General features: G+C 75.4%; 13 protein-coding genes. 2 read left to right on the top strand and 11 right to left on the bottom strand.

Going from position 1 to position 18,678, the window contains the following annotated elements; translation table 11 throughout:
- Positions 1-336 precede the first annotated feature (336 nt).
- Complete coding sequence (locus tag ACF053_RS29270; protein WP_391956758.1) at positions 337-1,344, bottom strand: stage II sporulation protein M; 1,008 nt, start codon at positions 1,342-1,344, stop codon at positions 337-339.
- Between the two features lie 121 nt (positions 1,345-1,465).
- Between ACF053_RS29270 and ACF053_RS29265 the strand changes: the two genes are divergently transcribed.
- The gene (locus ACF053_RS29265; protein WP_391956757.1) at positions 1,466-2,455 is read left to right on the top strand and encodes an RDD family protein; all 990 of its coding nucleotides are present in this window, start codon (positions 1,466-1,468) and stop codon (positions 2,453-2,455) included.
- Positions 2,456-2,678: 223 nt separating this feature from the next.
- On the opposite strand, the gene ACF053_RS29260 is transcribed toward ACF053_RS29265, so the two are convergent.
- The 8 genes from ACF053_RS29260 to ACF053_RS29225 all read right to left on the bottom strand — a co-directional run bounded on the left by ACF053_RS29260 (position 2,679) and on the right by ACF053_RS29225 (position 11,707).
- Positions 2,679-3,293, bottom strand: a complete 615-nt coding sequence (locus tag ACF053_RS29260) for a hypothetical protein (protein ID WP_391956756.1) — start codon at positions 3,291-3,293, stop codon at positions 2,679-2,681.
- A 171-nt stretch (positions 3,294-3,464) separates the two neighbouring features.
- Entirely contained in the window at positions 3,465-4,922 is a 1,458-nt protein-coding gene (ahcY, locus tag ACF053_RS29255; protein WP_058943322.1) for an adenosylhomocysteinase, read from the bottom strand.
- Between the two features lie 503 nt (positions 4,923-5,425).
- Positions 5,426-6,343 (bottom strand): cation diffusion facilitator family transporter, encoded by a 918-nt coding sequence (locus tag ACF053_RS29250; RefSeq protein ID WP_391956755.1) that lies wholly within the window; start codon positions 6,341-6,343, stop codon positions 5,426-5,428.
- Between the two features lie 96 nt (positions 6,344-6,439).
- Entirely contained in the window at positions 6,440-7,615 is a 1,176-nt protein-coding gene (gene manA, locus ACF053_RS29245) for a mannose-6-phosphate isomerase, class I (RefSeq protein ID WP_391956754.1), read from the bottom strand.
- Positions 7,616-8,069: 454 nt separating this feature from the next.
- Entirely contained in the window at positions 8,070-9,215 is a 1,146-nt protein-coding gene (locus ACF053_RS29240; protein WP_391956753.1) for an SIS domain-containing protein, read from the bottom strand.
- Between the two features lie 57 nt (positions 9,216-9,272).
- On the bottom strand, positions 9,273-9,455 hold the full coding sequence (locus ACF053_RS29235; RefSeq protein ID WP_391956752.1) for a Trm112 family protein: 183 nt from the start codon (positions 9,453-9,455) through the stop codon (positions 9,273-9,275).
- Between the two features lie 305 nt (positions 9,456-9,760).
- Positions 9,761-11,125 (bottom strand): phosphomannomutase/phosphoglucomutase, encoded by a 1,365-nt coding sequence (locus ACF053_RS29230; protein ID WP_391956751.1) that lies wholly within the window; start codon positions 11,123-11,125, stop codon positions 9,761-9,763.
- 153 nt (positions 11,126-11,278) lie between these two features.
- Entirely contained in the window at positions 11,279-11,707 is a 429-nt protein-coding gene (locus tag ACF053_RS29225; RefSeq protein WP_391956750.1) for a DUF3499 domain-containing protein, read from the bottom strand.
- Between the two features lie 383 nt (positions 11,708-12,090).
- Between ACF053_RS29225 and ACF053_RS29220 the strand changes: the two genes are divergently transcribed.
- Positions 12,091-12,519, top strand: a complete 429-nt coding sequence (locus ACF053_RS29220; protein WP_391956763.1) for a metallopeptidase family protein — start codon at positions 12,091-12,093, stop codon at positions 12,517-12,519.
- A gap of 259 nt (positions 12,520-12,778) precedes the next feature.
- On the opposite strand, the gene ACF053_RS29215 is transcribed toward ACF053_RS29220, so the two are convergent.
- Entirely contained in the window at positions 12,779-14,371 is a 1,593-nt protein-coding gene (locus ACF053_RS29215; protein WP_391956749.1) for a DUF5719 family protein, read from the bottom strand.
- On the bottom strand, positions 14,368-18,105 hold the full coding sequence (locus tag ACF053_RS29210; RefSeq protein WP_391956748.1) for a glycosyltransferase: 3,738 nt from the start codon (positions 18,103-18,105) through the stop codon (positions 14,368-14,370). Before ACF053_RS29210 ends, ACF053_RS29215 begins: the two co-directional genes overlap by 4 nt.
- Positions 18,106-18,678 lie beyond the last annotated feature (573 nt).

Below are 18,678 nucleotides of genomic sequence, written 5' to 3'. Positions count from 1 at the left end.
TTTCCGGCGGTTCCAACCCTACCAGATCCGTTTTCCGTTCCGTTTCCGGTTCGGATTTCATTTCCGGTGGCCGTTGGGGGCCTTTGCCTTTCGGCTTGATCCGACTTTATCAGACTGATCTCCACCGAATTACCGGCGGGGGATCCAGATAAAGGGAATCGATCGACTCCGGCGAGAACCTGATGGGTTCCGTCTCGGAGCGAGAGAGAATCTAGCCGTCGCGCTCGAACTTGTCCAGTCCGACGCAACCGTTCAAATCTACCTCCCCACCGCTCCCGTGTCAACAGGTTTGGCGGGCGAAGAGGACAGTAGCAGGTCGGCCGGGTCCGACGCACATCAGGCGGCGGTCGGCAGCTCGGCGCTGCGGTCGGCGGCCTCCACGTCTCCGTCCTCGCCGGCCCGCGACGCTCGGCCGCCGAGGACGTACACGTACAGGAGGAACGCCGTCTCCGCGGCGACGCCGATGCCGATGCGGGCCCAGGTGGGCAGGCCGGACGGGGTCACGAAGCCTTCGATGAGGCCGGCCACGAACAGGACCAGTGCCAGGCCGACGGCCATGCCCACGGCGGCCCTGCCCTGCTGCGCGAGGGCCGTGCGGCGGGAGTGCGGGCCCGGGTCGATGAGTGTCCAGCCCAGGCGCAGGCCGGTCCCGGCGGCGACGAAGACGGCGGTGAGTTCCAGCAGGCCGTGCGGGAGGACCAGGCCGAGGAAGGTGTCGAGGCGGCCGGCGGATGACATGAGGCCGATGCCGACGCCGAGGTTGAGCATGTTGAGGAAGAGGATCCACAGCACGGGGACGCAGAGGAAGGCGCCGAGGACGAGGCACAGCGCGGCGGCGCGGGCGTTGTTCGTCCACACCTGGGCGGCGAAGGAGGCCGCCGGGTGGCTGGAGTAGTAGGTCTCGTACTCGCCGCCGGGGCGGGTCATCTGGCGGAGTTCGTCCGGGGCCGCGATGGCGGACTGGACCTCGGGGTGGGCGCCGATCCACCAGCCGATGAGCGCGGCGAGCAGGGTGGAGAGCACCGCCGTGGGGACCCACCAGTGGCGGGAACGGTAGACGGCGGCGGGGAAGCCGGTGGTCAGGAAGTGCGCGGCGTCGCGCCAGGAGGCGCGGCGGGTTCCCGTGACGGTGGCACGGGCCCGGGCGACGAGCTGGGTGAGGCGCGCGGTGAGCGCGGGGTCCGGCGCGGTGGTCTGGACGACGGAGAGGTGGGTGGCGGTGCGCTGGTAGAGCGCGACGAGTTCGTCCGCTTCGGCGCCGGTGAGGCGGCGCCCACGGCCCAGGAGGTGGTCCAGGCGGTCCCACTCGGCTCGGTGGGCGGTGACGTAGACGTCGAGGTCCATGATCGGCTGCGGCTCCTGGGCACGGGATGCGTACGGTGCGTACTCCTGCGGCGCGTTGTCGGCCAGCTTGGCAGACTGGCGTGGGGAGCGGTCGGGCGAGGTCGGAGAAGGGGTGGGCGGCGTGAGTGAGGTCGTGACGGGGGACGCGGTCGTCCTGGGTTTGCGGCCGGCGCGGCTGCCGAGCCGGGCGTTGGCCCTGTTCATCGACCTGGTGGTGGTGTGGGCGGCGTTCCTGGCGGTGTCCATCGGGCTCGCGTTCGCCACGGCGTCGTTGGACGAGGCTGCGGCGATGGCGGTGTCGATCGCGTCGTTCCTGCTGGTTCTGGTGGGTGGGCCGATAGCCGTGGAGACGTTGAGTCACGGGAGGTCGCTGGGGAAGCTGGCGTGCGGGTTGCGTGTGGTGCGGGATGACGGGGGGCCCATCCGGTTCCGGCACGCGCTGGTGCGGGGGCTGATCGGGATGGTGGAGATCCTGATGAGCTTCGGGGTGATCGCGTGTGTCGCCTCCCTGGTGTCGGCGCGCGGGCGGCGGGTCGGTGACGTGTTCGCGGGGACGCTGGTGGTGCGGGAGCGGGTGCCGGTGGGGCGTACGGCGCCGGTGCCTCCGCCGCCGCCGTGGCTGGTGGGGCGGTTCACGCAGCTCGACCTGTCGGCGGTGCCGGACGCGCTGTGGCTGGGGATACGGCAGTACCTGACGCGGATGGGGCAGTTGGACCCGGCGGCCGGGCGGGTGCTGGCCGAGCGGCTGGCGGATGAGTTGGTGGCCCGTACGGGGACGCCTCCGCCGCCGGGGGTGCCCGCTGCGGCGTTCCTGGCGGCCGTGGTGCACGAGCGGCAGACGCGGGACGCGCGGCGTGTGGCGCCGGGCGTGGGTTCGGCGGGCGCGGGGGTGGCCGGGCCGGGGGCGCCGGGGCCGGGTGGCTCGGGGTCGGGCGGTGCCGGTGGCGTGGGGGTGGCCGGGTCCGGGTTCCGTGGCGGGGCCGGTTCCGGGGCCGGGACCGGGGCGGTGGTGGCGGCTGGTGGCGGGGACTCCGGACGGGCGGCTGTGGGCGGGTCGGACGGGGCGGACCGGGCCGGCTCGTCCGCGACCGGGTTCGCGCCGCCCGCGTAGGCGGTCCCGGTACGGGCCGCTCCCGCGTGGGCCACTGCCGCGGGCCGTGGAGTGCACGGTCGTAGGGCGGCGCGGTCTCGTGACGGCGCTGCGCGGCGCGGTCGTAGGCGGTGCGATTGCGGGGGTGGCGGAGGTGCCGCGGCGGGGGCGCGGGGTGGGCCGGTGCGGTTGCGGGGTGGTGCGGGCGTTCGACGTTGCGGGTGGCGGGCGGTGCCGGTGGGGGTCAGGTGAAGGTGGAGGGTGGGGTCTGCAGGTCCTCCAGCTCGATGCCGGGGGCCGCGAGGACGACGTCCCCGGCGATGTGGACGGTGTGTCGTTCGCCGGTGTCGAGGGTGGTGACCTCGTACTCGTCCACGGTCAGGGGGCCGTTGTCAGTGGGGTGCGTTTCACTCGTCACCAGGGCCCAGGACTGGTCGACGGTGAGGGGGGCGAGCACCGGGTCCGTGAGGGCGACGAGGCGGACGCGGGTGGCGCCGGCGCCCGGGGTGAGGCGCAGCAGTCGGGTCAGGGCGACGAGGAAGGCCGGGGAGGTGCCGGTGAAGGCGTGGGCGGGGACGTTGCCTTCGGTGGCGTGGTCGCCGGTGGGGTCGGTGCGGACCCAGGTGACGCCGTCGAGTGCGGCGCCGCGCACCTGCCAGCCGCCCGCGTGCAGTTCGAGGCGCAGGGGGCGGCCGAGGTCGTCGAGGGTGAGGTCGACGGAGCCGGCGTGGTCGCCGGAGGGGGTGGTGGTCTGCGCGACGTAGCGCCAGCCGGAGGGGCCGGGCGCGCAGTGGAAGTGTTCTTCACCGAGGGGGGTGTGGTCGTGCGGGTCGTGGAGCGAATAGCGGCCGCGGGGCATGGGTCCTCGGGGTTCTGGTCGGGGTCGCGGCGCCGGCGGTGACGGCGGTGCGCGCCGGCCGGGTCGGCCGGGTACGGGGCAGGCCCCCGGCACGGGGGTGCGGGGGCCTGCCTGGGTACCTGCTGCTGCGGCGGCTCGGGGGCCGCGGTGCCGGGCCGGGGCCCGGACGGATCAGTAGCGGTAGTGGTCCGGCTTGAAGGGGCCGTCGACCTTGACGCCGATGTAGTCGGCCTGCTCGGGGCGGAGCGTGGTGAGCTTGACGCCGAGCGCGTCGAGGTGGAGCCGGGCGACCTTCTCGTCGAGGTGCTTGGGCAGCACGTAGACGTCGGTCGGGTACTGCTCGGGCTTCGTGTACAGCTCGATCTGGGCCAGGGTCTGGTCCGCGAAGGAGTTGGACATCACGAAGGACGGGTGGCCGGTGGCGTTGCCCAGGTTCAGCAGGCGGCCCTCGGAGAGGACGATGATCTTCTTGCCGTCGGGGAAGGTCCAGGTGTGGACCTGCGGCTTGACCTCGTCCTTGACGATGCCGGGGATGCGGGCGAGGCCGGCCATGTCGATCTCGTTGTCGAAGTGGCCGATGTTGCCGACGATGGCCTGGTGCTTCATCTTGGCCATGTCCGAGGCCATGATGATGTCGCGGTTGCCGGTGGTGGTGATGAAGATGTCGGCCGTCTCGACGACCTCGTCGAGGGTCGTGACCTGGTAGCCGTCCATCGCCGCCTGGAGGGCGCAGATGGGGTCGATCTCGGTGACGATGACGCGGGCGCCCTGGCCGCGGAGGGATTCGGCGCAGCCCTTGCCGACGTCGCCGTAGCCGCAGATCACGGCGACCTTGCCGCCGATGAGGACGTCGGTGGCGCGGTTGATGCCGTCGACGAGGGAGTGGCGGCAGCCGTACTTGTTGTCGAACTTCGACTTCGTGACGGCGTCGTTGACGTTGATCGCCGGGAAGAGGAGCGTGCCGTCGCGGTGCATCTCGTACAGGCGGTGGACGCCCGTGGTGGTCTCCTCGGTGACGCCGCGGATCTCGGAGGCGAGACGGGTCCACTTCTGCGGGTTCTCGCCGAGGGTGCGGTTGAGGACGCGGAGGATGTGCGCGTACTCCTCGCTGTCCGCGGTGGAGGGGTCCGGAGCCTCGCCGGCCTTCTCGAACTCGACGCCCTTGTGGACGAGGAGGGTGGCGTCACCGCCGTCGTCGAGGATCATGTTGGGGCCGCCGGTGGCGGCGTCCGGCCAGGTCAGGGCCTGCTCGGTGCACCACCAGTACTCCTCCAGCGTCTCGCCCTTCCAGGCGAAGACGGGGACGCCCCGGGGGTTGTCGGGGGTGCCGTCGGGGCCCACGGCGATGGCGGCCGCGGCGTGGTCCTGGGTGGAGAAGATGTTGCAGGAGGCCCAGCGGACCCGCGCGCCGAGGGCGACGAGGGTCTCGATGAGCACGGCGGTCTGCACGGTCATGTGCAGGGAGCCGGTGATGCGGGCGCCGGCCAGGGGCTGGGTCGCGGCGTACTCCTCGCGGATCGCCATGAGGCCGGGCATCTCGTGCTCGGCGAGGGTGATCTCCTTGCGGCCGAACTCGGCCAGGGAGAGGTCGGCGACCTTGAAGTCCTGTCGGTTGTCGACAGTCGTCATTTCGGGCTGCTCCTCGTAGTACGGGTCGAGGTGGGTAGGGCTGGCTCCGCCGTGGCGGACACAAGGATGCCCGGGCACGCGCGGTGCAGTCGTCGGAGGCCCTCTCTCCCTCGGCCGGTCCGTCGGGACCGCCCGACCGCCATCAGCAGCGACGTCTGGCTCTTTTCGAATCTACACCGACGGGGTGCGCGGGCTTCAAGTCCGCCGGGGTGGGTTCCGGACGGTGAGGGGCCGGGAAGTCGCGCCGGGCGAGTCGGGCCGGGGGTGGGTGCGGCGGCCGGGGCGTACGCGGGCGCGGCCGGGGCGGGCCGGACAGTCCCGATGTCCGGGCGGGCCGGACAGTCCCGACGTCCCGACGGGCCGGCCCGTCCGGGGCAAGGGTCGGTCGGCTGCGCGGGCGGGCCGGGCGGGTGCGGGGAAGGCCCCGGCGTGGGAGCCGGGGCCTTCGGGTGCCGGGTGGACCGGCGGCGGTCACGAGGGACGGGTGCGCGGGTGCGGGTGGGTCAGTGGGTGCCCTTGAAGATGTCCGGCTCCAGGTAGATCACCCGGGCGATGGGGACGGCCTCGCGGATGCGCGCCTCGGCGGCGTCGATGGCTGCGGCCACCTGGGAGGCGGTCTCGTCGTGCTGGACGGCGATCTTGGCGGCGACGAGGAGCTCCTCGGGGCCGAGGTGGAGGGTGCGCATGTGGATGATGCCGGTGACGGTGGTGCCGTCGACCACGGCCTTCTCGATCTTCCGGACCTCCTCGATGCCGGCGGACTCGCCGAGGAGGAGCGACTTGGTCTCGACGGCGAGGACGATCGCGATGAGGATCAGCAGGACGCCGATGCAGAGGGTGCCGATGCCGTCCCAGACGCCGTCGCCGGTGACGAGGGCGAGGCTGACGCCGACGAGGGCGAGGATCAGGCCGATGAGGGCGCCGAGGTCCTCCAGGAGGACGACGGGCAGCTCGGGGGCCTTGGCGGTGCGGACGAAGTCCTTCCAGGAGCGCTTGCCGCGGACCTCGTTGGACTCCTTGATCGCGGTGCGGAAGGAGAACGTCTCGGCGATGATCGCGAAGACGAGGACGCCGACGGGCCAGTACCAGGCCGTGATCTCGTGCGGGTGCTTGATCTTCTCGTAGCCCTCGTAGAGCGCGAACATGCCGCCGACGGAGAAGAGGACGATGGAGACGAGGAAGGCGTAGATGTACCGCTCGCGGCCGTAGCCGAAGGGGTGCTGCGGCGTCGCGTCCCGCTGCGCCTTCTTGCCGCCGAGGAGGAGGAGTCCCTGGTTGCCGGAGTCGGCGAGCGAGTGCACCGACTCGGCGAGCATCGACGACGAACCACTGAAGAGGAACGCCACGAACTTGCTCACCGCGATCGCCAGGTTGGCAACGAGTGCCGCCACGATCGCCTTGGTTCCGCCTGACGCGCTCATGCGTGTCCTGTCCCTTCGCCGGTCCCCGGTGGGCCCGTGTGTTCGGCCTGATCTTTACGGCGGGTCATTGTTGCAGCCCCGGGGAGCGGGGGTGACTCAGGCCACCACGGTGGCCCGGAAGAGGGTGCCGGCGCCGGACAGTTCGACGGGTTCGCCGGCCGGGACGAACACGGACCGGCCCGGGGCGAGGGTGTGGTCGCCGACGCGGGGGGTACCGGCGGTGGCGAGGAGGATCTGCGGGGTGGGGACGGTCAGGTCCACGGGGGCCGCGCCTTCGGGACGGGCGTAGCGGGAGAGGCGGAACTCGTCGACGGGGGTGTCGTAGACCTCCTCGCCGGAGGGGGACGCCTCGGGGCGCAGGATCCCGGGGTCGCCGGCGGTGAAGCGGACCACGCGCAGGAGTTCGGGGACGTCCACGTGCTTGGGGGTGAGGCCGCAGCGCAGGACGTTGTCGGAGTTGGCCATGACCTCGACGCCGAGTCCGCTGACGTAGGCGTGCGGGACGCCCGCGGCGAGGTAGAGGCCCTCACCGGGCTGGAGCAGGACGTGGTTGAGCAGGAGCGCGGCGAGGACGCCGCGGTCACCGGGGTGGTGGTGGGCGAGCGCGGCGTACGGGGCGTGGGCGCCGCCGAGGCGCTCGCAGGCGGCCGCGGTCTCGGTGACGGTGGCGGCCATGGCCTCGGGGTCGGCGGTGAGGACGGCGGTGAGGACTTCGCGGAGGGCGGCGTCCTCGGGGCGGGCGTGGAGGAGGTCCACGTACGGCTTGAGGGAGTCGACATCGAGCGCGGCGAGGAAGTCGGCGGTCTGGACGGGGTCGCGGAAGCCGCAGAAGCCTTCGAAGGGCGTGAGGGCGCAGATCAGCTCGGGCTTGTGGTTGCCGTCGCGGTAGTTGCGGTGGGGGGCGTCGAGGGGGATGCCCGCGCGCTCCTCGGCGGCGTGGCCGGCCCGGGCCCGGCCGGGGTCGGGGTGGACCTGGAGGGAGAGGGGGGCCGCGGCGGCCAGGAGCTTGAGGAGGAAGGGCAGGCGGGGGCCGAACCGGGCGACCGTGGCGGGGCCGAGTTCCCTCTCCGGGTCGGCGGCGATGACGGCGGTCAGCGGTACCTCGCGGTCGCCGTCGGGGGTGGGGCGGGTGACGCGGGAGGGTGCGCCGGGATGGGCGCCCATCCACATCTCGGCCTGGGGCTCACCGGTGGGGGCGGTGCCGAGCAGTTCCGGAATGGCCGTCGTGGAGCCCCAGGCGTAGGGGCGGACGGTGTTGGAGAGGCGGTCCATGGCGGTGCTTTCGTGTGCGTGCCGGGCGGGCGGGGCCGGCGCGGCCCCGGGCCGGGTGCCGGGCGGTGGGTCGGTGGTGCCGGCCCCCGCGCCGGGTGCCGGGCGGGTGGCCGGCGGCATGCCGGGCGAGGCGCCGGGCCGGGTGCCTGGCGGGGGCGGGTGGTGGTCGGGTGGTGAGTCGGTGGGCCCTGGGGCGGGCCCTCGGGCTTGGCGGCGGCCGGGGTGCGACCGGTGTGGCGGGTCCGCACTGCCGGCCGGGGGTGGGGCCGCGGTGCCGGGCCGGGGGTGGTGGACCGGGGTGCCGGGCCGGGGGTGGTGGACCGCGGTGCCGGGCCGGGGGTGGTGGACCGGGGGTGGTGGACCGGGGTGCCGGGCCGGTGGCGCCGGGTCGGGGTGGTGCGCCCGGTGGTGGCGCCGGGGCGGGCCGGTCCGGGCGGCGGCGGGCCGGTGGGGCTCAGGCTCGTCCGGCGGAGGCCAGGGCGAGGTAGCAGGCGGCGAAGTCGGTGACGGCGAGCAGCTCGGCGAGGGCTTCGAGCTCGCTGCCCTCCTCCGGTTCGAGTTCGCTGATGGCCGTGTCGTGGCCGAGGGCCAGTTCCCGGGCGGCGGGGGCGGCGGTGAGGCCGCCGGCGTCGACCGGCCGGTCGCGCAGGAGGACGACGCGGGCGTGCAGGGCCTGCGGGTCCTCGATGCGGTCGCGGAAGAAGTCGTCGGGGTCGGCACCCGCGGCGAAGTCCCCGGCGAGGAGGCCGCCGTGGGCGGGGAGCGCCTCGGGCAGTTCGCCGGCGAGTGCCGGGCGGCCGGCGATCTCGGCGAGGACGGCGGCGAAGCGGCGGCCGACGGGGGCGGCGGCGGTGCCCTCGGTCCAGATGAGGGGCAGGGTGTCGGCGAGCTCCGCGGCGAGGGTCTTGGCCGGGTTTCCGTACGTGGCGACGGCGGGGCCGCAGCGTTCGGCGACGCGGTCGAGGCGGTCGGCGACCTTCTCCAGGGCGTCGGCGGGCGCGGTGAACAAGCCGACGCGGTCCAGGAGGGCGAGGAGCGGCGTGAGCAGCGCCCACAGGGCACCGGGGCCCGGGGCCTGCTGGGCCTCCTCCTCGTACCGCTCGTGAGGTGCGGCGGCCAGGGGGACGACGAGGCCGTGGGTGCCGTCGACGGCCTCGGCGATCGGGGAGCCCTCGGGGGCGACGGAGACGACGGTGACGCCCCGGCGGTACGCCTGCTCGGCGAGGAGGGCGAGGCCGGGTTCGGAACCGTCGGTGGTCGGGATGAGCAGCAGGTCCACGGGGCCGGCCCAGCCCGGCAGGGTCCAGCGCAGGGCGCCGGCGGCCGGGGCGACACCGGTGGGGTGCAACCGGGTCACGGGTGCGGACGCCCCGGCGAGGGCCGCGATCAGGTCGGCGACGCCGTTCGCGGCCGTACCGGTACCGGCCACGAGGACGGTGCGGGGGCGGCCTTCGGCCTGGAGGGCGGTGACTCCGGCCTCGGTCGCGTGCCGGGCCGCGGTGCGTACGCGGGCCCCGGCCTCGGCGGCGCCGCGCAGGAGGCCGCGGCGGTCGGCCCGGGCGAGGGCTTCGGGGTCGTCGAGCAGCGACTCGTCGAGCATGGGCGGGGGCCTCCGATCGCCGTTGCGGGGTGTCGCCGGGGCGGTGCGCGTCGCGGGTCAGGCGGGCCGGCGGGCCTCGTCGACGAGGAGCACCGGGATGCCGTCCCGTACGGGGTACGCCAGGCCGCAGCCGTCGCCGGTGCAGAGCAGCTCGGGGGTCTCGTCGGTGGTGCGGTCGGCGAGGGGGGCGCGGCAGGCCGGGCAGGCGAGGATGTCCAGGAGGCCGGCTTCGAGCGGCATGGGGTGGGTCCCTTCGGGTGCGTCGGCGCCGGGCGGCGGCCGGTCGGTGCGGCGGCCGGTGGGTCCGGGCGCGTACCGGGTGGCCGGTGCGGCGTCGTGGTGTGCTGCGTTCGTGCGCGTCGTGCGTGCCGCGTCGTGGTGCGCCGGGTACGTGCTGTGTACGGGCTGCGCCGGTGTACGTGGCGACGCCAGCCTACCGCCGGGGGGCGGGGGACGGGTGGTGGCGCGGGCCCCGGGCGGGGTGGCCGCCCGGGGTGGTGTGCGCGTCGTCCCTCCCGCAGGGGAGGGTGGCGCGGGGGGTGGCGTCAGGAGGCGCGGACGAGGGTGAGGACCTCGTCGCGGATCTTCGCCATGGTGGGCTCGTCCTGGGCCTCGACGTTGAGGCGGAGCAGCGGTTCGGTGTTGGACGCCCGCAGGTTGAACCACCAGCCGTCGCCCTGGACGGTGAGGCCGTCCAGCTCGTCGGTGGTGACGCCGTCGCGGCCGGCGAAGGACTCGCGTACGGCGGCGGCGCTGGCGGCCTGGTCGGCGACGGTGGAGTTGATCTCGCCGGACCCGGCGTACCGGTCGTACTCGGCGACCAGGGCGGACAGCGTGCCCTCCTGCCCGCCGAGCGCCGCGAGGACGTGGAGGGCGGCGAGCATGCCGGTGTCGGCGTTCCAGAAGTCGCGGAAGTAGTAGTGCGCCGAGTGCTCACCGCCGAAGATGGCGCCCGTGCGGGCCATCTCCGCCTTGATGAAGGAGTGGCCGACGCGGGTGCGGACGGGCGTGCCGCCGTTCTCGCGGACGACCTCCGGCACGGAAAGCGACGTGATCAGGTTGTGGATGACCGTGCCGCCGGGGTGCTTGGCCAGCTCGCGGGCGGCGACGAGGGCGGTGACGGCGGACGGGGAGACGGGCTCGCCCCTCTCGTCCACGACGAAACAGCGGTCGGCGTCGCCGTCGAAGGCCAGGCCCAGGTCGGCGCCCTCTTCGCGGACGCGCTGCTGGAGGTCGACGATGTTGGCCGGGTCGAGGGGGTTGGCCTCGTGGTTGGGGAACGTGCCGTCAAGCTCGAAGTACATCGGGACGAGCGTGAGGGGCAGGCCCTCGAAGACGGTGGGGACGGTGTGGCCGCCCATGCCGTTGCCCGCGTCGACGACGACCTTCAGGGGGCGGATGGACGTGAGGTCGACCAGCGACTTCAGGTACGCCGCGTAGTCGGTGAGGGTGTCGGTCCGGGTGATCTCGCCGGGGGTGGCGGCCGGTGCCGGGGCGCCGGAGTCGCGCCAGCCCTCGACCAGCGCGCGGATCTCGCCGAGGCCGCTGTCCTGGCCGATCGGGGCGGCGCCGGCGCGGCACATCTTGATGCCGTTGTACTGGGCCGGGTTGTGGGACGCCGTGAACATGGCGCCCGGCAGGCCGAGGTGCCCCGACGCGAAGTACAGCTGGTCGGTGGAGCACAGTCCGATCAGGGTGACGTCGGCGCCCTGGGCGGCCGCCCCGCGCGCGAAGGCGCCGGACAGGCCGGGTGACGAGGGGCGCATGTCGTGGCCGACGACGACGGCGTCGGCGCCGGTCACGCGGACGAAGGCGGCGCCGAACAGCTCGGCGAGCACCTCGTCCCACTGATCCGGCACCACTCCGCGGACGTCGTACGCCTTGACGATCTGCGACAGATCAGCAGTCACTGACCAACCTCCTGCGAGCCTGTGTGGAGTACACAAGCTACCCGCCGGTGTCACGGAGAAGCGCGGAGGGACGTACCGAGGCGTATCGACGGGCGCGGGGCCCGGGCGGCCCCGGGGTGGGCCGGGCGGGGGCGGACCTGGGGGCAGGCGTCGTCAGGAGTCCGGGGAGCGCAGCACACGCAGGTGACCGCGGCGGCCGACCTCGACGGGGTCCCCGCCGCGGCCGCCGGTCTTGCCGCCGGCCTGGGCCGTGCGTTCCTGCGGGCGGGCGGCCTCGCGCACGGCGTTGGCGAGGGCCTCCAGATCGTCACCGCTGGGGCGCGAGGGGCCGGAGGCGTCGGAGAGGCGGACGACCTCCCAGCCGCGGGGCGCGGTGAGGCGCTCGCTGTGCTCGGCGCACAGGTCGTAGCAGTGGGGTTCGGCGTAGGTGGCGAGCGGGCCGAGGACCGCGGTCGAGTCGGCATAGACGTACGTCAGTGTCGCGACGGCAGGGCGGCCGCACGCGGTGCGCGAACAGCGACGTACAGGGCTCACGACGTTGGACGGTACCGCACTCTTGAGCGGGCCGCGACGACTCTCCACCAGGTCACTCGCCCGTGTCGCGGTGTGACGTCGGGCACAGGGGGGTGTCGGAGGGCCGTCGCGACCTGCGGTGACGGGTGCGCGAGGCGGTGCGGCGGGGTGCGGGGTGGCCGGTCCGGCGGAGGCGCGGCGGGTGGTCAGGGGGCTCGCGGGATGTGGGCCGATCGGGGAGGCGTACCGGATCGCGCCGGTGTGTGGCCGGATCGCGCCCCGGACGGTTCGCGGACAGGGGGGTGGGGCGGGGTGGCGGAGGGGTGGGTCGCCCGGGCCGGGATGGGGTGGCGGAGGGGTGCGGTGGCGGCGGGGCGGGTCGCCTGGCGCCGGGGTGGTGGGAGTGTGCGGGGCCACGCAGCGCGCTCGGGAGGGCTACGCTGCGTCAGGTGATGGACAGTCCCGGAGCACCCCGTCCGACCGAGCCCCGACCGCGCCGCCGTGACCGCCACGGCCGTGGGATGCGCGGGCCCGTGGCCCCGCCCCAGGTACCGCTGTCAGTCTCCCGTGGGGACACGTTCCGGGACCTGGTGCAGGACTCCGTGGAGCGGCTGGAGCGGCGGTGGCCGCAGCTCTCCGAGGTGGACTTCATGGTGCTGGAGGTGCCGGCCGCGCAGGAGGACTCGGTGCCGCTGGGCAGCTCGGCGCCCGCGACGCGCGAGGAACCCGCGCGCGTGGTCGTCTACCGGCGGCCGGTGGAGCTGCGCGCCAAGAGCCGCGACGAGCGGGCCCTGCTCGTCCACGAGGTGGTCGTCGAGCAGGTCGCGGACCTGCTGGGCCTGGCGCCGGAGTCGGTGGACCCGCGGTACGGGCAGGACTGACCGACGCCGGCCCTGCGGGCGGTCCTCCGCGGCTCGTTCCCCGACTGGTCCCGTCGGCGTCGCGCCCGCGGCGGTCCCGGTCGGTGGGTGGGGCCGGGGCCGTGGCGGGCCACCTCCTCGGGGTCGGCGGTCCGGGTGCGGCGTGAGGGAACCCGGGTGACGCCGCCGGCCCCTGCCGGGGCGCCCCGCCACGGCCCTTCCGCAGGCGGTCGGCCGGCTGACGGTCGGACCCCGGGCGTGGGCCTCCGGCGTCGTTCGGTCAGTCCTCCAGGACCGACAGGTCCTGTTCCGCGCGCGGGACGGCCACCCTGCCGCGGTCGTCGGCGAGGGTCTGGACGGTGAACATCGCGATGCCGTCCTGCGGCAGGGCCAGCATGCGCGCCGCGTGCACGGGGCCGCCGGAGACGGTCCGGACGGTCAGGGCGTAGGAGCCCTTGAGCCCGGCCGGCGCGGGCGGCGCCACGGACACGGTGGTGCCGGCCTTCACCGTGTACGTCTTGGTCGTGGGCGTGCCGCCCTCGGTGCCGGCCGACGCCGTCACCGAGACCTCGGCGGTCCCGGCGGGCGCGGTGAGCGAGAGGGTGGTGCCCTTCGCGCGGTTGTCGGCGACGGTCGCCTGCTCCCCCACCGGGCCGGTCGCCGGGATGAACGCGACCTCCTGCTTCTCGCCGGAGCCCCGGATCACGCGGAGCGCGGCCACGACGGGCGTGGCCCTGCCCTTCTGGGCGGGGGTGAGCAGCAGTGCGCCGGCCTCGCCGTTGGTGAGGCCCTTGAGGTCGGCGGAGGCGGTCATCCCTGACTTGACGCGGATCGTCTGCTGGACGGCGGGGGTGATGGTGCCGGTCGCGCCGACCAGCTGGATCTTCATCTCGGCGTCGTCCTCGCCCGGTGTGTAGGCGATGAGCTGGACGGACGTGGCGTCGGCGGGGATGCCCGGCAGGACGAGCGTGTCGGCCGGGTCGGCGGAGGCGGGCAGCCAGTCGCTGCCGAGCTGGTCGACGGCGGAGCGGACGACGGCGCCGACGCGGCCGCTGCGGGTGGTGACGTGGACCGTGACGTCGGAGGTGGCCGGGTCGGCGGTCAGCGTCGACAGCAGGACGGGGACGCTGGAGCGGGCGGGGACGGGGATGCCGTCGGTGAGCTGCGACTTGAGGGGGCCCTCGGGCCCGAACAGCTCGACGTCGACGACGGCGGCGCCGTCGTCGGGATTGGTGAGGTGGACGTAGTCGCGGCGGTTCTCGGCGGTGGAGGTGCCGGGGAACCAGAAGTCGGTGTCGGGCGCCGAGCACCCCACTCCGAGCAGGCCGCGCGCGCCGCCGGCCGGGACGAGCGTCGTCTGCTGGGTGGTCCAGCCGGGGGCGAGGCGGCCGGAGGCGACGCCGATGAGGGCGGGCGCGTCGGCGCCGTCCGCCTGCGCCGCGACGGGCTTGCCGGGTGCGGTGGCGGTGACGACGGCCTTCTCGGCGGCCGGCGGCTTCTTGGCGTCGGCCTGCTCGGCGTCCGCCTTCCGCTCGTCGGCCTTCTTGGGGGCGGCGGTCGTGTCCTGGACGGCGGCGGACGGCTTGAGCTCGGCCCTGTCCGGCACCTCCGGCCCACCGGCCCCACCCGTGCCGGGTGCCGTGCCACCGGGGGCGTCGTCGGCGGCGGGGGTGAAGGACGTGTACGTCGTCTCGGCGACCTCGGAGGAGCTCGGCGCGGGGCACAGCAGGCTGCTGCGCTCGACGGGCAGCCGGGCGGGCGCCGCGCCGGCGGAGGTGGCGGCGTCGGGGGCGGGCGCGGTGAGCGTGGCGACCCCGGTGAGGGCCGCCAGGGCCGTCGCGGCCGCGAGGAGGGAGAGGGTGCTGCGGTTCACTGGTGGCTGCTCCCGTCGGGACGCTGCTCGTTCTCGTACCCGTACGGGTCGTACTGGTCCTGCGGGTACGGGTACTGCGGGTCGGGCTGCTGCGGGTCGTACGGGCCGCCGTACGCGGACGGGTCGTACTGGCCGTACGCGGCGCCGTCGTGGGGCTGGGCGTACGGCTGCTGGGCGTAGGGCTGCTGGGCATACGGCTGCCCGTCGTACGGCTGGGCGTACGGCTGCTGGGCGTGGGCCGGTCCCGGGTCGCCGGGGGTGGGCGGGGCGTACGGCTCCTGGGGGGGCGCGCCGCCGTGGTCGGGGGCGGTCTGCGGGCCGGGGACGCCGCGGGTGCCCGAGGTGGCGTGGGTGGCGCCCCAGTCGGGGGCCGGGCGGGTGCCGGGGGCCGGCATGGCGTACGGGTCGGCGTCGGCCGCCGGGTCCGGCTCGGGGGCGTCGGTCCCGGTCTCGGCGGCGGCGCGCAGCCGGCGGGCTCGACGGCCGTCCCCGGTCGCGTCCTGGGCGGGGAGGGCGACGGCCTCTTCCGGCAGGTCGTCGTCGACGTCGCGGCGGCGGCCGGGCAGGGCGAGGACGAGCAGGACGACGGCGAGGGCGCACTGGGCCCAGATCCACGCGGTGTGGGTGAGGGGCGTCTCGTACGTCAGGTCGAGGCGGCCGCCTCGGGCGGGGAGTTCGAAGCCCTGGGCCCAGCCGTCGACGGTGGTCTTGTCCAGGGGCTCGCCGTCCAGGGTGGCCCGCCAGCCGTCGTCGGCGCGGTCCGCGATGCGCAGGATCCGGCCCTCGCCGCCTGCCGGGATGTCGCTGTGGGCCTCGACGGGACCGGAGCCGACGGGCTGGGGCTCGGCGGTTCCGGCGGCACCGGGGACGATGACGGCGCGGGCGACCTGACGGTCGACCCGCCACAGGGCGCTGCCGTCGCGCTGGCTGAGCCGGCTGAGCCCGGGGGTGGCGTCGAGGACGCGGCCCATCTCGCGCGGGGCACCGTCGCGGACGAGGACGTACCGGATGGCGAAGCCGCTCAGCTCGGCGGTCTGGTCGGCACCGGAGCCGGCGACGAGGTGGGCGACGACCTTGTCGAGGCGGGGGTCGCCGCCGGCCGTGGCGGTCAGCTCGGCGTCGCCGAGGCGGGCGCCGGAGCCGCGGACGAGGGCGTAGCCGACCTGGGCGGCGGAGGGGCCGTCGAGGACGAGGGTGCGCGGCTGGTCGCGGGTGGTGCTCTCCTCGGCGACGAACGCGGGGACCTGGGTGGGGTCGCGGCGTTCCAGTGGTCCGGCGGCGCCGCCGATCATCCACGTCGTGGCGGAGACCAGGGGGCCGATCGCGGCGGCGAGGGCGATGAGCGCGGCGACGGGCTGGCGCCAGCCGAAGTTCTGGGCGGCGACGCGGGTGCGGCCGCCCTCGGCGCCGAGCATGCCGGCGGCGAGCAGGGCGAGGCCGTACACGAGGGTGGCGGGGCCGGCCCAGCCGGTGGCGTGGTCGCCGGAGCCGTTGGTGAGGACGGCGAAGAGGAGGGCGACGAGGGCGACGGCCCAGGCGCAGTGGACGGCGAAGCGCCGCTCGGCGCGCAGCAGCGCGGCGAGGGCGGCGAGGACCAGGCCGATCAGGACGAGGCCGCCCACCGTGCGGGGGCCGCCGGGGCTGGTGCCGAGCAGGTCGAGCGCCGACGCCGGGCCGGTGCGGATCTGCGTGCCGGCCTCCGCGAGGAAGGCGGTCGGGTCGGTCAGCAGCGTCAGCGACCAGGGGGCGAGGAGCAGCAGGGGCGTGCCGGCGACGGCGACGAGGCGGAGCCCGTAGGCGGTGAAGTCGTCGCGGCGCAGGACGAGGGCCGCGACGCCGAGGACGACGGCGAGGGGCCAGACGACGGGTGTGAACGCCATCGTGAAGGTGAGCAGGAAGGCGTACGCCCAGGTGGCGCGCCAGCTGCCCCGGGGGGCGCCGGGGCCGCCGCCGCGCAGCCCGTAGGCGGCGACTGCGGCGCGGGCCGCCAGGGGCAGGACGATCGCGAGGACGGCGGTGCCGAGCCGGCCGGTCGCGAGGGCGCCGGTGGCGGCGGGCAGGAAGGCGTAGGCGGTGGCGCCCCACGCGCGCAGGAGCCGGGACTCTACGAGGGAGCGCGAGGCGAAGTAGGCCGTGAAACCGGCGAGCGGCACCGAGCAGACGAGCAGCACGGTCAGGGCGAAGCCGGTGGAGCCGAGGAAGAGCCCGGAGAGGCCGGCGAGCAGGGCGAGGTACGGCGGGGCGCTCTGGGTGCCGCCGGTGCCGAGGGGGTGCCAGGCGTCGGCGTACCGGCTCCACAGGTCGCCGACGGTGTCGGGGACGGGCAGGAGGGCGCCGCCGGCGAGGGAGCCCCCGCCGAAGAGGCCGCGGCAGGCGACGAGGGAGACGAGGAGGAGCAGGGCGAAGAGGACCGGGCCCGGCTTGCGGGCGATCTTCTTGAGCCGGGAGAACTGCTCGATCTCCAGGTAGTCGGCGTCGTCGCCGCCGGGGCCGGACTCGACGGCGCCGTGCCGCGAGCCTCCCGAGTCGGCGTCGCCGCCGCCCATGTTGGAGGCGACCTGCTCGACGGTGGCGCGGACGGTGGCGCCCGGGGGCGGGAAGAGGGGGCGCAGCTCGGCGGCGTCGACGGCGCGGGAGGCGCGTCTGCGGCGGGCGGCGATGATCCGCTCGGGGCGGAGCAGGACGCCGAAGAGGCCCATGACCTCGTCGACGGCCTGGACGGGCGCCTTGCCGACGAGGTAGGCGAGGGTGCGCAGCAGGGTGCCGAGCAGGAGCCGGACGAAGACGTACGGCAGGGCCGCTCCGCGCGCGTTGGCGAGGAGGGTGTAGACGGCGCCGGCCTTGTCGACGCGGTGGGGGTTGGCGACGGAGCGGCCGGCGCAGTCGACGGTGCGGCGCTCGCGGGATGCCGCCTCGGCGTGGCGGACGACGGCGTCCGGGGCGACGAGGACGCGGTGGCCCGCGGCGTGGACGCGCCAGCACAGGTCGACGTCGTCGCGCATGAGGGGCAGGCGGCGGTCGAAGCCGCCGAGCTCCTCGAAGACGTCGCGGCGGATGAGCATGCCGGCGCTGGAGACGGACAGGACGGGGCGGATCTGGTCGTGCTGCCCCTGGTCCTGCTCGCGGCGGTCCAGTCCGGTCCAGCGGCGGCCGCTGTTGGCGATGGAGACGCCGACCTCGAGGAGCTGCTTGCGGTCGTACCAGCCGAGGAGCTTGGGGCCGACGACGGCGGCGTACGCGTCGGAGTCGGCGACGCGCAGCAGCTCGGCGAGGGCGTCGGGGGCGGGGGCGCAGTCGTCGTGGAGGAGCCACAGCCACTGGACCGGTTCGCCGTGGGGCAGTTCCGGCTGGTCGTAGGCGTCGTCGCGCCAGGTCCTGCTGGCGGGGTCCCAGCCGCTGGGCCGCTTCAGGTACGGCAGGTCGTCGGGGCCGAGGACGGGCACGGAGCGCACGGCCTCGTCGACGGCGGCGCCGAAGCCGGTGCGGCGGGCAAGGTGCAGGACCCGCTCCTCTCCGACGGCCTCGCCGACGAGGCGGGCGGAGTCGTCGGCGCTGCCGGTGTCGGCGGCGACGGCGTACTGCACGGGCCGCTCCTGGCCGAGGAGTCCGGCGAGGGCGTCCGGCAGCCAGCGGGCCCCGTCGTGGGAGACGAGCACGGCGGTGACGACGTGCCGCGGGAACTCGGGCTGCTGCGGCGGGGATGCGGCGGAAAACGCGGCTGTGGTGGCGGACATCGAGGTACGGGCCCTCCGGCCGGGGGGTCGCCCGCGTCGCGGGGCGTCGGAGCGTCTTTGACGGGGCTCCACACTAATGGCTGGCACGACAGCGGTCCGCCGCCTGTGGACGGAGCACAGGCGGCGGACCGTTGGCGGGGTGTGGAGCGGTCGTTCCCCGCGGTCGGAAGGCCGTCGGGGACCGGGGGATCCGGGGATCCGGGGACCGGGGGATCCGGGGATCGGGGGTCGGCACGGGCCGGCGGGCGGGCCGGGCGGAAGCCGGGGCGGGGTGGCCCGGCTGCGGCCGGGCGGCGGCCGGGCGGCCTGGTGGCGGCGAACCGTGCGGTGACGGCCGGGGGCCCGGTGGCGGTGTCGGTGTCGGTGGAGTGGCCGGCGGCCCGGTCACGGCCGGGCAGCGGGGCGGCGGTCGGACGGCGTGGCCGGGTGGCGATGGCGGCCCCCTCGGCCCCCGGGTGGTGCCGGGGCGGCCCCGCGGGGGGCCCGGCGCCTGCCACGGCTGCTCACGGCGGGCCCGCAGGGCGCTGCCCACGGGTGCGGGGCTACCGGGCGCGGGCCCGGTCTCCGGCTGCC

Origin of the sequence: Streptomyces kanasensis, assembly GCF_043077165.1 — a bacterium.
In the GTDB taxonomy this organism is placed as follows: domain Bacteria; phylum Actinomycetota; class Actinomycetes; order Streptomycetales; family Streptomycetaceae; genus Streptomyces; species Streptomyces changanensis.
This window is presented reverse-complemented; position numbering and strand designations above follow the sequence as displayed.

What these genes read in the sequence shown, in the direction of transcription:
- ACF053_RS29270 (WP_391956758.1), bottom strand. Translation starts at nt 1,344, where the DNA reads ATGGACCTCGACGTCTACGTCACCGCCCACCGAGCCGAGTGGGACCGC.
- ACF053_RS29260 (WP_391956756.1), bottom strand. Translation starts at nt 3,293, where the DNA reads ATGCCCCGCGGCCGCTATTCGCTCCACGACCCGCACGACCACACCCCC.
- ahcY (WP_058943322.1), bottom strand. Translation starts at nt 4,922, where the DNA reads ATGACGACTGTCGACAACCGACAGGACTTCAAGGTCGCCGACCTCTCC.
- ACF053_RS29250 (WP_391956755.1), bottom strand. Translation starts at nt 6,343, where the DNA reads ATGAGCGCGTCAGGCGGAACCAAGGCGATCGTGGCGGCACTCGTTGCC.
- manA (WP_391956754.1), bottom strand. Translation starts at nt 7,615, where the DNA reads ATGGACCGCCTCTCCAACACCGTCCGCCCCTACGCCTGGGGCTCCACG.
- ACF053_RS29240 (WP_391956753.1), bottom strand. Translation starts at nt 9,215, where the DNA reads ATGCTCGACGAGTCGCTGCTCGACGACCCCGAAGCCCTCGCCCGGGCC.
- ACF053_RS29235 (WP_391956752.1), bottom strand. Translation starts at nt 9,455, where the DNA reads ATGCCGCTCGAAGCCGGCCTCCTGGACATCCTCGCCTGCCCGGCCTGC.
- ACF053_RS29220 (WP_391956763.1), top strand. Translation starts at nt 12,091, where the DNA reads ATGGACAGTCCCGGAGCACCCCGTCCGACCGAGCCCCGACCGCGCCGC.
- ACF053_RS29210 (WP_391956748.1), bottom strand. Translation starts at nt 18,105, where the DNA reads ATGTCCGCCACCACAGCCGCGTTTTCCGCCGCATCCCCGCCGCAGCAG.